The organism is Gemmatimonadota bacterium (assembly GCA_016713785.1).
In the GTDB taxonomy this organism is placed as follows: Bacteria; Gemmatimonadota; Gemmatimonadetes; order Gemmatimonadales; family GWC2-71-9; genus JADJOM01.
Map to the genome: position 1 here is coordinate 2,224,547 of JADJOM010000003.1, position 12,078 is coordinate 2,236,624.

The window sequence follows — 12,078 nt, forward strand, 5'->3', positions numbered from 1 at the left end:
GGAAGCGGGAAACGGGAATCTGGACTGTCGCGATTCCGCTCAACTCCGGGAGGTCCGGCGCCGATAGGAGGACAGATACGTCCGACTCAGCCGCCCCACCTCTGGAGACCCGGCCCATGCGTACCCGTCCCACGCTGCTCGCGACCCTTGCCCTGGCGCTCGGCTGCGCCTCGTCCACCGATGGCGGCGGCGGCAATGCCAGCATGCTCACCATCCTCGGCTCGGCGGGGCTGTCAGGGCCGCTCCAGGCCATCTCCACCCCGGTGGGCGCGCCGGCCTCGATGAGCATCTCGATGTACAAGCTGGCGCTCTCGCCCAACGCCGACTGCACCGGCGCGGTGGAGGTGCAGGACTACGGCGTGAACGGACAGGTGAAGGACTTCACCCAGTCCCCGACGCTGTTCCAGGCGCAGGTGGATTCGGGGAGCTACCCGTGCGTGGCGATCAAGCTCTCCGACGTGATCGGCTTCCGCAGCGACACCGACAGCCTCTCCTGCCAGACCGGGGTGGACTACACCATCGACGTGTACCGGCCCGGAGTCGAACGAGCAGTGGCTGGACATCAACCAGGACTCGATCGTGGCCACCGGCACCGACAGCACGCCGAGCAACGACCGGCCGTGGATCTTCTTCGCGACCGACACCACCGCGGCGTTCGGGGCGGGGTTCTCGCACGGGCAGGTGATCCAGCTGGCCAACCCGCTCACGGTGCCGAGCACGGTGACGTTCGTGTGGGACGCGACGGACGCGGTGGTGGATGAGGGACGCGCTGCGGGATGGAGCCGGGGCGGCCGAGTTTCCAATAGGCGGCACGAAGCTACCACCTGTCATTCCGAGCGCAGCGAGGAATCCCTTCAGGTCCGCGCCGGACCCGCAGGGATTCCTCGGGCCCTGCGGGCCCTCGGAATGACAGCCGTTGGGGGGCGGGAGGTCCCCTTCCCCGTTTCCCTTTTCCCGCTTCCCGTTTCCCGTCACGCGGGAGGGAGCCCTTCCGCTGGGCTCAAAGTTGACCAAGCCCCTGCGGCTGGGTACTTTAACCCTCCCCAAACGGGGCTGTAGCTCAGCTGGGAGAGCGCTGCAATCGCACTGCAGAGGTCAGGGGTTCGATCCCCCTCAGCTCCATGGCATCGACCAGGCCCGGGTCCGCAAGGATCCGGGCCTTTGTCGTGGGGGGGGTGAGAGGATCGGGGGGATCCCTCCGTTCAGGGGCGTCACGCCGGCCGGCCCACCCTCTCCGGACAGGTGCCCCATGCGCAAGCTGGTCCCGATCCTCCTTGGCCTCGCCCTTCCCATCGTCGGCTCCATCGCCTGCGGCAGCTCGGGCGGGTCGAGCAACGGCCGCACCACCTTCAAGGGCGCCTACGCCGACCTGGACGGTTCCTCGATCGGGGTCATCACGTTCACCGTCCATACCACCAGCTTCAGCGTCAGCGGCACCCGCGGGATCACCGAGGCCTCGCTGGTGGCCCAGGTGCCGGCCACCGGCAACCTGGTCGGCTGGGGCAACGGCGGATCGGCCAGCTTCAGCGGCACCTGGGACGAGAGCCTCAACACCCTGGACCTGAGCAGCAACTTCGCCACCATCACCGGCGGCTACTTCGTCCCGCTCAACCAGATCGGCGGGAGCATCGACTACACCGCCGGGACGTCGGGCATCTGGACCGCGCTCAAGGGCGGCGCCGGCACCGCCTACTGCGGGCAGTGGGACGTGGGCAGCGGGCTCCAGCGCTTCGTGTTCGTGGTCTCGAGCGGGGTGATGCGGGGCTACAGCAACTTCGGCACCGCCGTCGAGGGCACGACCAACGGCAACGGCCTGCAGTACGACGCCAACGGCTACTCCGGCACGGGGACCTTCGGCGCCAGCGGCGCCAGCGGCACCTCAACGGGAGCAACTGGACCGCGTCGGTCTGCGGCTGACCGCGCCCGCCGCGGCCCGGACGAGGGCCGGGCCACGGCGGGAGCGGGCAGGAGTGCCGGAAAATCGGGCGATAATGTCGAAGTATCGTTGAACAACGACCGTCAACATCTGCCAAACGTCGAATATTCGTCGATATTTTTGTATTGACGGATGTTCGACGGGGCTGCAAGTTGACACCCATGAATCCCCCAAAATCGACGGGCTCGAGACACCCGGTCCGGCTGGTGAGTGAGCGGACCGGGCTGACGCCGCACGTGCTGCGGGTGTGGGAGCGGCGGTACGGCGTGGTGGAGCCGGCGCGGTCGGCCGGCGGGCAGCGGCTGTACTCCGACGCCGACATCGAGCGGCTGCGGCTGCTCAACCTCGCCACCCAGGCGGGGCGGAACATCGGCCAGATCGCGAGCCTCCCCAACGACCAGCTGCAGGACCTGATCCGCGCCGACCAGCAGGCGCCGCGCCACTCCGCGCCCACCGCGGCGCCGGAGGCGGAGCAGCTGCTCACCGACGCGCTGGAGCTGGTGGAACGGCTGGACGGTCCCGGCGTCGAGGCCACGCTGCGCCGGGCGATCACCAGCCTCGGCGTGCACCGCGGGCTCGACCTGATCGTCAGCCCGATGCTGGCCGAGATCGGCGAGCGGTGGCACGCCGCCGACCTGACCCCGCCCACGAGCACCTGGCCTCCGCCGCGGTGCACCGCGTGCTCGCCGGGCTGCTCACCGACTTCAGCGCCGGCCCCGCCGAGCGCCCCCACCTGCTGGTGGCCACGCCGAGCCGCCAGCCTCACGAACTCGGCGCCCTGATGGTGGCGGTGACCGCCGCGGTGCTGGGCTGGCGGCTCACCTACCTGGGCGCCGACCTGCCGGTGGACGACATCGTCCACGCCGCCCGCGCCACCGGCGCCCAGGCAGTGGGGCGCTCGCTGGTGCATCCCGCCGACGACATGGTGCTGGCGCGCGAGCTGGTGGACCTGGAGCGCGCCCTGCCCCCCACCTGCCACCTCTTCCTGGGCGGCGCCGCCGCGGCGGGATATGTGTCGGTGCTCAATCCGCGCCGGGTGGAGGCGCTGCCCGACCTCGCGAGCCTGCGGCTCCGGCTGCAGGAGCTCAAGGCGCGGGGACGCATCTCAGGCCGATCTAGAGGGAAGCGGGAAGCGGGAAGCGGGAAGAGGGAAGAGGCAAGAGGGAAGAGGGATGTTGAGCCGGCGGGAATTCAACCTGGCAGGCACGTGACCGCAGCACCCGACGACGATCTCCGGCTCCACGCCCCCGCCGCTGCGCGCCCGCGCGCCGGCGGGGAATTCGTGTTGTACTGGATGCAGACGACCATGCGGGCGCACGACAACTTCGCCCTCAACTACGCCATCGCGCGCGCCGACGAGCTGGGACTGCCGGTGCTGGTGTACCACGGCCTCCGGCACGACTACCCTGGGCCAGCGACCGCCTCCACACCTGGATCCTCGAGTTGGTGGCCGGCCTCTACGCCGACTTCGAGGCGAAGGGGATCCAGTACGCGTTCTGGCTGGACCGGGCGCGGGGGGAGTACACGGAGTGGCCGGCGGGGCGCAGAACCACGGGAAGCGGGAAGCGGGAAGCGGGAAGCGGAACTGCCCGCTCCACCTCCGGTTCCCGATTCCCGCGTCCCGATTCCCCGACGCCTTTGGTGGCCCTGGCGCGTCGCGCCGCCCTGGTGGTTACCGACTACTTCCCCACCTTCATCGTGCCGCGGCAGCTCCGGGGGCTCCGGGAGAAGGTGGAGACGCCGGTGATCGCGGTGGATTCGTGCACGGTGGTGCCGCTGCGCTATCACCAGAAGGAGCACTCCACCGCGCGCGGGATCCGGCCGGTGCTGATGGAGGCGCTGCCGCACTACCTGTGGCCGGTGGCGAATCCGGAGCCGCGGGTGCGTACACGGGTGTCGCTCGAGTTCGAGCCGACGGTGATCCGGGACACGGGAAGCGGGCAGCGGGAAGCGGGGACCGGCCGGAGCATCGCCGAGGTGGTGGCGGGGTGCGACGTGGACCACGGGGTGCCACCGTCGACCACCTTCCGGGGGGGGACGCGGGCGGGGCGGGCGCGGCTGGCGGACTTCCTCAAGACCGGCCTGCCCCGCTACACCGAGGACCGCAACGACCCCAACCAGCCCGACGCGGTGAGCCGGCTCTCGCCGTGGCTGCACTTCGGCAACCTCTCCATCCATGAGATCCTGCTGGCGGTGCAGCGCACCGGCCCGGGCGACCAGGTGGCCAAGTTCCTCGACGAGGCGCTGGTGTGGCGGGAGCTGGCGCACAACTTCTGCCACTGGAACCCGAAGCACCGCACCGTCGAGGCGATCCCCGGCTGGGCCCGGCAGCAGCTCTCCGACCACGAGGCCGACCCGCGACCGCACCTCTACGGCATGGAGGAGATGGAACAGGCGCGCACCGCCGAGCCGCTGTGGAACGCGGCGCAGCGCTCGTACCTGACCGAGGGGTTCATGCACAACTACATGCGGATGCTGTGGGGCAAGACGGTGCTGCAGTGGACGGCCAACGCGGCGGAGTGCCTGCGGGTGCTGGAGCACCTCAACAACAAGTACGCCCTCGACGGCCGCGACCCGAACTCCTACGGCGGGATCCTGTGGATCTTCGGGAAGTTCGACCGGCCCTTCTACCCCCGCCCCATCTACGGGCTGGTGCGCTACCAGAGCCTCAAGGCGGCGAAGGACAAGTTCGATGTGGGGAGGTACGTCGGGCGGTATTCGTGAGGAGGGAGAGGGGGAAACGGGAAAAGGGAAAAGGGTGGGTTACCGGATCGTGAGGCCGATGGTCAGGTGGTACATGGAGGCGATGGCGTCGTCGACGGTCACGGTGGGCAGCACCAGGTCGCCGATGGCGGCGACGTAGGCGGCGCCGGTGGTAGTGATCGCAAAGCGGCGTGAGAGATTGAGGTCGTAGCCCACCCCGAAGGTCATCCCCACCCCGGTGCCCTTCACCGTGCGCCGCTGGCCGCTGTCGGGCTTCACGGTGAAGTCCCCGCCCGCGATCCCCACCCCGCCCTTCAGGAAGAAGCCCGCCCGCCACGGGTACCAGAGGCCGATGACGCCGAGGCTGGTGGTTTCGGCCGTGACCCGCCGGTCGGGATCGCTGCGGAAGCCGAAGCTCTCGTCGGAGAAGCTGAAGCTCTCGAGCCCGAGCAGCACCCCATCCGACACCGTCCCCCGATCCGCAGGTAGCCGCCCGAGCCGGTGGCCGTGGTCACCTCGGCGCAGCCGGCGCAGGCCACGCGCGCGGTGGCGGGGCCGCCGCCGACCTCGAACCAGAACCCGCCGCGGTGCGGCCGCTGCGCCGCGAGGGTGCCGCGGCCAGCGCCAGCAGGAGGAGCACTCCCCGCGCCGCGCTCATGGCGCGCCCACCAGGGCGTTGCTGCCCACCGCGGCCCAGCTGATGAACAGGCGTGCCTCGGTGAAGTCGCGCTTCTCCCTGACCTTGCCGGGGTAGCGGCTCACCCGGCGGAAGTAGCCGGTGTGGAGCCCCACGCCGAAGCGATAGGGGAGCGGCACCACCGCCTCGAAGCCGCCGAAGCTCGCCTCGTGGTCGGCCGGGGCGCCGCTCACCGAGTGGATGACCTCGGAGCGGGCCCACGACCGGAGCCAGGTGACGCCCTTCCGCTCGAACGCCACTTCGGTGCGCACCCCAGCCCGGGGCCGAAGTCGTAGCCCCGGAGCCCCGTGCCGGCCACGGTGGCGTCCATGGCGCCGAGGACGATGGCATCGACGAAGAGCTGGGTGCGGAGGCCGGAGTGCTCCGAGAGGCGCCAGCGGGAGTAGATCCCCGCCTCGACGCTCTGCCCGCCGAACTCCTGGGCGGGGTTCCGGGCGTAGTCGAAGCGCTGGTTCACCGCGAAGAGGTGGCGGTGGCGGCGGGTGGTGCCGTTGAGGTTGGCGCCGTAGAGGCGGCCGGAGGCGCGCAGCAGGTGCAGGGCGCCGTGGGCGCTCACCTGGGCCCGGACCCCGAAGACGTCGAAGGGGGCCTGGTAGGGCTGGGTGATCGGGTCGCGGTAGAGGAGGTCGGCCACCAGGGTGGCCGACTCGATGTCGCGGTCGGTGCTGAAGGTGTCCTGGGTGACCTGCACCCCGCCCGCCAGCCGGAGGGCGAAGCCGGAGGGGTCGTGCTCGGGCGGGTTGGGGCCGATGGCCGTCCACTCCCCCGCGGACCAGCCGGTTGAGGCCGCCCATCGGGTCGAGCGGCAGCGCGGCGATCTCGCGGAGGATCCGGCCGCCGCCCCGGGCCTGGTTGTCGCGGATGCTCGCGCCCACCCGGTGGAAGCTCTCGCCGAGGGCGATGCCGCCGAGGCTCGTCATGAAGAAGTCGTTGAGCGAGGGGCGGAACCGCTCGCCGAGGTACTCCCAGCTCCACGACCCCAGGAAGGCGAGCGGGGCGGACTCCCAGAAGTCGAGCCCGTTCGCGCGCCCCGCATTGAAGTAGAGGCCGCCGTGGTAGGGATGGGCAAAGAGGTTGGTGCCGAACTCGTTCTCGTCCCACTCCCAGCCGAGGCGGAGGTTGCGGCGCCAGCTGGAGGGCGAGACGCGGGCCCAGGCCTGGTCGGTGGCCCAGGCGTCGAACCGGTTGACGAAGACGTTGACGCCGATGGCCTCGGCGACGGCGAGCCAGGCCGCTGCCGGGCGGCGAGGGCGGCGGGACGGAGTCCTGCGCGGCGGCCACGGACGGCGCCAGCAGGGTGAGGCCCAGGGGCGAGTGGCGCCCAGCGCATCAGGGGAGGGCGCGGAGCTGGCGGTCGTGCCAGCGGCTGAGCAGCAGCTGGGAGAGGATGGCGCCGATGCCGGCGAGCATCATGTCCCACTGGGTGTCCCAGACGTCGCCCTGGGTGCCGAGGAAGGCGTCGGCGGCCTCGCCGGTGCCGGCGGCGGTCCACCACTCGATCAGCTCGTAGGTGGCGGAGAGCGCGAGCGCGACGCAGAGCACCAGGAAGAAGAGCCACTTCCCCGGCCGGAGGGGGGAGGTGCGGAGCATGACTTCGCGCGCCACGAGGGCCGGGATGAAGCCCTGCGCCAGGTGGCCCAGCCGGTCGTAGTGGTTGCGGGTCCAGCCCAGCGCATCGCGCACCCAGAATCCCAGCGGCACCTCGGCGTAGGTGTACTTCCCGCCCACCATCAGGATGCAGGCGTGCAGCGCCAGCAGCGTGTACGCCAGCGGGGTGAGCGGGAAGCGGCGCGCAGTAAGGAGCACCAGGGGGAGCCCCATGAGCACCGGGGCCACCTCGAGGAACCAGGTGAAGCGATCATGGGGCGCGAGGCCGGACCAGGCGAGGACGCCGAGGACGAGGGCCAGGAGGGCGGCCCGCACTACTCCTCGCTCTCGAACGGCACCTCGATCTCCATCCCGTCCCGGGCGATCTGGGTGTTGGGGAACACCGCGCGGGCCTCGGCCACGAGCTCGGGGGCCTCGCGGGAGTAGCGCGGGCTGATGTGGGTCAGCACCAGGCGCTTCACCTCCGCGTCGCGGGCGATCGCGGCGGCCTCCTGCGCGGTGGAGTGGCCGGTCTCGCGGGCGCGGGCGGCGTCCTCCTGGCTGAAGGTGGCCTCGTGCACCAGGAGGTCGGCGCCCTTGGCGGCGTCGCGGAGCGCGGGCACCGGGCGGGTGTCGCCGGAGATCACCACCTTGCGGCCGGCGCGGGGGCGGCCCACCAGCTCCTCCGGCGCCACGCGGCGGCCGTCGGGGAGGGTGATGGTCTCGCCCTTGTGGATCTTGCCCCAGAGCGGCCCCTCGGGGATGCCGAGCGCGCGGGCCAGCTCCGGGTTGAAGCGGCCCAGCCGGATGTGCTCCACCAGGGCGTAGCCGATGGTGTCGGCGCGGTGCTCGGTGGGAAAGGTGACGATGTCGTAGTCGGGACGCTTGATGATGTCGCCCACCGCCAGCTCCACGATCTCGACCGGGAACTTGACCCGCTCGATCCCCACCTCGAGGGCGTGGTTGAGCACCCGCCGGGCGCCCTTGGGGCCGTAGAGGGTGAGCCCGTCCTGCCGTTCGGCGCCCCCGAAGATGTTGAGCAGCCCGAGGGTGCGCAGCAGGCCGATGACGCCGAGGAGGTGGTCGGAGTGCCAGTGGGTGAAGAAGATGTCGCGGAAGGTGAAGCTCACGCCGTAGCGCATCATCTGGCGCTGGGTGCCCTCGCCGCAGTCGAACAGCAGGGTCTCCCCCTCGCGGGCGAGCGCGAGGGCGGAGACGTTGCGGTCGATGGTGGGGCAGGCGGCGCCGGTGCCGAGGAAGGTGAGCTTCAACATGGGACACAAGGTAAAGCGGGAAGCGGGAAACGGGAAACGGGAAGCGGACGCCGCGACGACTCCGCTTCCCGCTTCCCCCTTCCCGTTTCCCCGTGGTTTACATCCGCTGCACCCCGCGCTCCAGGGCGGCGACGATGCCGCCGAGTTCGCGGACCAGGCGGCCGGGGCTGGCGGGGGCGGCGCGGAGGGCCTCGGTGACGGTCTTGTAGTACCAGAGGGTCTGCTCGCGGGGGACGGAGAAGCGGCTCCAGACCTCCTCGCCGACGATGCGCATGTCGTTGATGATGGAGCGGGCGTTGTAGAGCTTGTCGGCGGTGGCCACCCGGAGCACCGAGGCGTCGGCGGCGGTGCGGAGGTGCTCGATGTAGCGTCGCTTGCGGTCCTCCCAGGGCCCCTTGATGCCGTGGTCCAGGGCGTGGGGGTCGGGTTCGGTGCAGCCCATCACGATGCGGTGCACCCGGGGGCCGAAGCGTTCGAGGATCTCGCGCTCGGTGGCGCCGCGGCGGGGGTGGTCCTCGACGGCGTCGTGCAGCAGGGCGCCGATCCCCTCCTCCTCGTCGCCGCCGTCCTCGAGGACGATGGCCGCCACCCCCAGCAGGTGGGCCAGGAAGGGGATGCCGCTCCCCTTCCGCCGCTGCCGGCCGTGCAGCTCCCCGGCGTAGAGCAGCGCCTCGTTGAACTTGGGGGTGAGGGTGGGGGTGGCGCCGTGTTCGGGCAAGCGGCCTCGGGGGTGACCGGAGGTTGGGGGCCGGGAAGCGGGAAGCGGGAAACGGGAACAGGGGAGCGCGCCCCTTCCCGCTTCCCGTTTCCCGCTTCCCGTCTAGAACAGCTTGACCTGCACCGTCAGCTTGCCGGGGTGCTTGTTGAGCTCGTCGATCAGGGTCTTGAGCGACTGCAGGGCGGCGCGGCTGTCGCTGTAGAGCCCGGTATCGGCCACGAACTTGCCGATGGTCCCCTCGCCGCTGTTGGCCTTCTGCAGCAGGGTGTCGAGCCGGGCGCCGGTGGCGGTGAGCTGGATGGACATGGTCGAGAGGTTCCGCGCCAGGGTGTCGGCGCGCTCGATGGCGTTGCCCACCGGCAGGACGGCGATGGTGCTGTCGAGCCGCTCGGCCAGCCGGCGCATGGAGCGCAGGGTGGCGTCGGCCTCGTCGGTGGTGGCGGGGAGCCGCTGGCTCAGGGTGTTCAGGGTGCGCTGCATGGCCTTGAGGGTGGCCACCAGCTCATCGGCGGTGCGCTGGTTGGCGAGCGCCTGCACCCCGATGAGCACCGAATCGGCGCGGTCGGCGAGCAGCGCGCCCCGGGCGAAGAGGTCGGAGGCGGTGGTGCCGCGGATGGGCTGGCCGGGCGGCAGCGGGCCGGCGCCGGGGGTGCCGGGATCGAGCGCCAGCCGGGTGCCGCTGGCGAAGAGGCTGGTGAGCAGGCTGGCCGAGGCGTCGGCGTGGAGGTCGAGCTCGGGCGGGAGGGTGATGGTCACCAGGATCCGCCCGGGGCCGACGAAGTTCACCGCGGTCACCTTGCCCACCGCGTAGCCGGAGACCGCCACCTCGTTGTCCTTCTGCAGGGTGCCGATCTCGGTGAACGCCACCTCGGCGGTGCGCGCGGTGGGCCGGAAGCTCGTGCCCTTGAGCCACATGGTGCCGCCGACGAACAGGGCCACACCCGTGAGCACCAGGGTGCCGACCGCGATTTCCTTCTGGTAGTGCAGGTCCATGGCTCAGGCGGCGAAGGGGTGAGTGCCGAAGTCGCGCTCGAGGAACTCGCGGACTTCCGGGACGGTGGACGCCCGGAACTCCTCGGGCGTCCCCTGCTGCACGATCTTGCCCCGGGTGAGCAGGGCCAGGCGGTCCGCGACCTTGAAGGCGCCGCGGACGTCGTGGGTCACCATGACGCTGGTGACGTGAAGCTCGCTGGCGAGGGTCTTCACCAGTTCGTCGATGATGTCCGAGTTCACCGGGTCGAGGCCGCTGGTGGGCTCGTCGTACAGCAGGTACTTGGGACTCCCCGCGATGGCCCGCGAGATGCCCACCCGCTTGCGCATCCCCCCGGAGAGCTGGGCCGGGTACTTGTCGCCGGTCTCGGCGGTGAGGTTCACCAGGCCCAGGCAGCGGTGCACCCGCTCGTGGCAGTAGTCCTCGTCCCGGTACTTCTCGTCGTCGGTGATGCCCAGGCGGATGTTCTCGAAGACGGTCATGGAGTCGAACAGGGCGCCGTTCTGGAAGACGTAGCCGATGGTGGAACGGAGCGCGCGCAGGTCGTCGCGCTTGAGCTTCGCCACGTCCTTGCCGTCGACGGTCACGGTGCCGGCGTCCTGGTGGATCAGCCCCACGATGTGCTTGAGCAGGACGCTCTTGCCGGTGCCCGAGGGGCCGAGCAGGGCGAGCGTCTCGCCGTCCTGGACGGTGAAGTCCACGCCGTCGAGGACGACCTGCTGGCCGAAGCGCTTCTTGACGCCCTGGAGTTCGATCATCGAACCGCCGGGAAGCGGGAAGCGGGAAGCGTGCGCACGCGGTTCCCGGTCATCAGTGCAGCAGCAGCTTGGCCAGCAGGGTATCGAGCAGCAGGATCATCACGCAGCTCGCGACGACGGCGCTGGTGGTGGCCTTCCCCACCCCCTCGGCGCCCTGCTCGGTGCTGAAGCCGAAGTAGCACGAGGTCACCGTGATGCACACGGCGAAGGAGAAGCCCTTGATGACGGAGTAGTAGGCGTCGAAGGGGCGCCAGAAGATGCGGGCGCCGTAGGTGAAGTCGTAGTCGGTCACCGGCAGCACCGCCTGCACCGCCACCCAGCCGGAGTAGATGCCGGTGACGTTGGCGATGACGGTGAGCACCGGGATCATCACCAGGCCGGCGAGCACCCGGGGGATCACCAGGTGGCTCGCCGGGGAGCGGCCCAGGGTCTCGAGGGCGTCGATCTGCTCGGTGACCCGCATGGTGCCGAGCTCGGCGGCGTAGCGGGCCCCGATGCGGCCGGCCAGGATGAGGCCGGTGAGCACCGGCCCCAGCTCCAGCACCACCGACTCCACGATCAGGGAGCCGGCCACGTAGTAGGGGATGTTGCCGCTGAACTGGTAGCCGGTCTGCAGGGCGGTGACGGCGCCGGCAAAACCGGCCACCAGGAGGATGATCGGCAGGCTGCCCACGCCGATGTTCCACGCCTCGATGATGGTCCGGGGGAACCAGACCCGCCACTCGGAGAGGCCCCGCACCATCTCGGCCACGAGCAGGCTCAGCCGGCCCACGTGAGCCAGCCCAGTGAGGACGAGGCGCCCGAGGGGGCGGCGGAGGTCGAACGTGGTCGTAGTCATGAGGCCCGTGGCCCTAATATCTTGCCCCCCCATGCCCCCCAAGTCCACCCCCGAGATGCGGGCCTTCCGCCAGCGACTGATGCGCTGGTTCCGGCGCAAGGGCCGCGACCTCCCCTGGCGCCGCACCCGCGACCCGTACCAGGTGCTGGTCTCGGAGTTCATGCTGCAGCAGACCCAGGTGAGCCGGGTGACCGAGTACTTCCCCCGCTTCCTGGACCGCTACCCCACCATCCACGCCCTGGCCGCCGCCCCACCCGGGCAGGTGCGCGAGACCTGGCAGGGCCTCGGCTACTACCGCCGCGCCATGCACCTGCACCGGCTGGCGCAGGTGGTGGTGACGGAGCACGCCGGGGTGCTGCCCGATGATCCCGCGGCGCTGCGCCGGCTGCCCGGGGTGGGCCGCTACACCGCCGGCGCGGTGGCCACCTTTGCCTTCGAACAGGCGCATCCGGCGGTGGATACGAACGTTGGACGGGTGATTCAACGGGCGTTCATGCCCAGGGCCCGACCGGCGAAGGCCGGGAAACGGGAAAGGGGAAAAGGGAAACGGGGTGCGGCGGCAGGCGCGGCGGCGCG

The 12,078-nt window shown here is 70.9% G+C and carries 13 protein-coding genes, 1 tRNA gene and 1 pseudogene; 7 read left to right on the forward strand and 8 right to left on the reverse strand.

Translation table 11 applies throughout. The features are described 5' to 3' along the window. The first annotated feature begins 116 nt into the window (after nucleotides 1-116). The 6 genes from IPJ95_18045 (at nucleotide 117) to IPJ95_18070 (ending at nucleotide 4,660) form a co-directional block, all read left to right on the forward strand. Nucleotides 117-761, forward strand: a complete 645-nt coding sequence (locus tag IPJ95_18045) for a hypothetical protein (GenBank protein ID MBK7925505.1) — start codon at nucleotides 117-119, stop codon at nucleotides 759-761. Nucleotides 762-1,049: 288 nt separating this feature from the next. After that, nucleotides 1,050-1,122, forward strand: a tRNA-Ala gene (locus IPJ95_18050). Between the two features lie 127 nt (nucleotides 1,123-1,249). Further along, on the forward strand, nucleotides 1,250-2,065 hold the full coding sequence (locus IPJ95_18055; GenBank protein ID MBK7925506.1) for a hypothetical protein: 816 nt from the start codon (nucleotides 1,250-1,252) through the stop codon (nucleotides 2,063-2,065). Between the two features lie 77 nt (nucleotides 2,066-2,142). Further along, nucleotides 2,143-2,718 (forward strand): MerR family transcriptional regulator, encoded by a 576-nt coding sequence (locus IPJ95_18060; GenBank protein MBK7925507.1) that lies wholly within the window; start codon nucleotides 2,143-2,145, stop codon nucleotides 2,716-2,718. Beyond that, nucleotides 2,616-3,683, forward strand: coding sequence for a cobalamin B12-binding domain-containing protein (locus IPJ95_18065; protein MBK7925508.1), 1,068 nt, complete (start codon nucleotides 2,616-2,618; stop codon nucleotides 3,681-3,683). The genes IPJ95_18060 and IPJ95_18065 overlap by 103 nt, the downstream gene beginning before the upstream one ends. Beyond that, nucleotides 3,578-4,660 (forward strand): deoxyribodipyrimidine photolyase, encoded by a 1,083-nt coding sequence (locus IPJ95_18070; GenBank protein MBK7925509.1) that lies wholly within the window; start codon nucleotides 3,578-3,580, stop codon nucleotides 4,658-4,660. Before IPJ95_18065 ends, IPJ95_18070 begins: the two co-directional genes overlap by 106 nt. A 39-nt stretch (nucleotides 4,661-4,699) precedes the next feature. On the opposite strand, the gene IPJ95_18075 is transcribed toward IPJ95_18070, so the two are convergent. The 8 genes from IPJ95_18075 to IPJ95_18110 all read right to left on the reverse strand — a co-directional run bounded on the left by IPJ95_18075 (nucleotide 4,700) and on the right by IPJ95_18110 (nucleotide 11,502). Further along, on the reverse strand, nucleotides 4,700-5,107 hold the full coding sequence (locus IPJ95_18075) for an autotransporter domain-containing protein (GenBank protein ID MBK7925510.1): 408 nt from the start codon (nucleotides 5,105-5,107) through the stop codon (nucleotides 4,700-4,702). Nucleotides 5,108-5,293: 186 nt separating this feature from the next. Next, nucleotides 5,294-6,661, reverse strand: a complete 1,368-nt coding sequence (locus IPJ95_18080; protein ID MBK7925511.1) for a DUF3943 domain-containing protein — start codon at nucleotides 6,659-6,661, stop codon at nucleotides 5,294-5,296. A gap of 4 nt (nucleotides 6,662-6,665) precedes the next feature. Next, nucleotides 6,666-7,157, reverse strand: coding sequence for a DUF2238 domain-containing protein (locus tag IPJ95_18085; GenBank protein MBK7925512.1), 492 nt, complete (start codon nucleotides 7,155-7,157; stop codon nucleotides 6,666-6,668). A gap of 101 nt (nucleotides 7,158-7,258) precedes the next feature. Beyond that, nucleotides 7,259-8,197 (reverse strand): ribonuclease Z, encoded by a 939-nt coding sequence (rnz, locus tag IPJ95_18090; protein MBK7925513.1) that lies wholly within the window; start codon nucleotides 8,195-8,197, stop codon nucleotides 7,259-7,261. 97 nt (nucleotides 8,198-8,294) lie between these two features. Next, the gene (locus tag IPJ95_18095; GenBank protein ID MBK7925514.1) at nucleotides 8,295-8,915 is read right to left on the reverse strand and encodes an HD domain-containing protein; all 621 of its coding nucleotides are present in this window, start codon (nucleotides 8,913-8,915) and stop codon (nucleotides 8,295-8,297) included. Nucleotides 8,916-9,017: 102 nt separating this feature from the next. Then, a complete protein-coding gene (locus tag IPJ95_18100; GenBank protein ID MBK7925515.1) occupies nucleotides 9,018-9,908 on the reverse strand; it encodes an MCE family protein in 891 nt (296 codons plus the stop codon). A gap of 3 nt (nucleotides 9,909-9,911) precedes the next feature. After that, entirely contained in the window at nucleotides 9,912-10,664 is a 753-nt protein-coding gene (locus IPJ95_18105; protein ID MBK7925516.1) for an ATP-binding cassette domain-containing protein, read from the reverse strand. Nucleotides 10,665-10,716: 52 nt separating this feature from the next. Beyond that, nucleotides 10,717-11,502, reverse strand: a complete 786-nt coding sequence (locus IPJ95_18110) for an ABC transporter permease (protein ID MBK7925517.1) — start codon at nucleotides 11,500-11,502, stop codon at nucleotides 10,717-10,719. A gap of 31 nt (nucleotides 11,503-11,533) precedes the next feature. On the opposite strand from IPJ95_18110, the pseudogene IPJ95_18115 reads away from it, so the two are divergent. Further along, nucleotides 11,534-11,938: pseudogene (locus tag IPJ95_18115) on the forward strand (A/G-specific adenine glycosylase). Nucleotides 11,939-12,078: the final 140 nt, after the last annotated feature.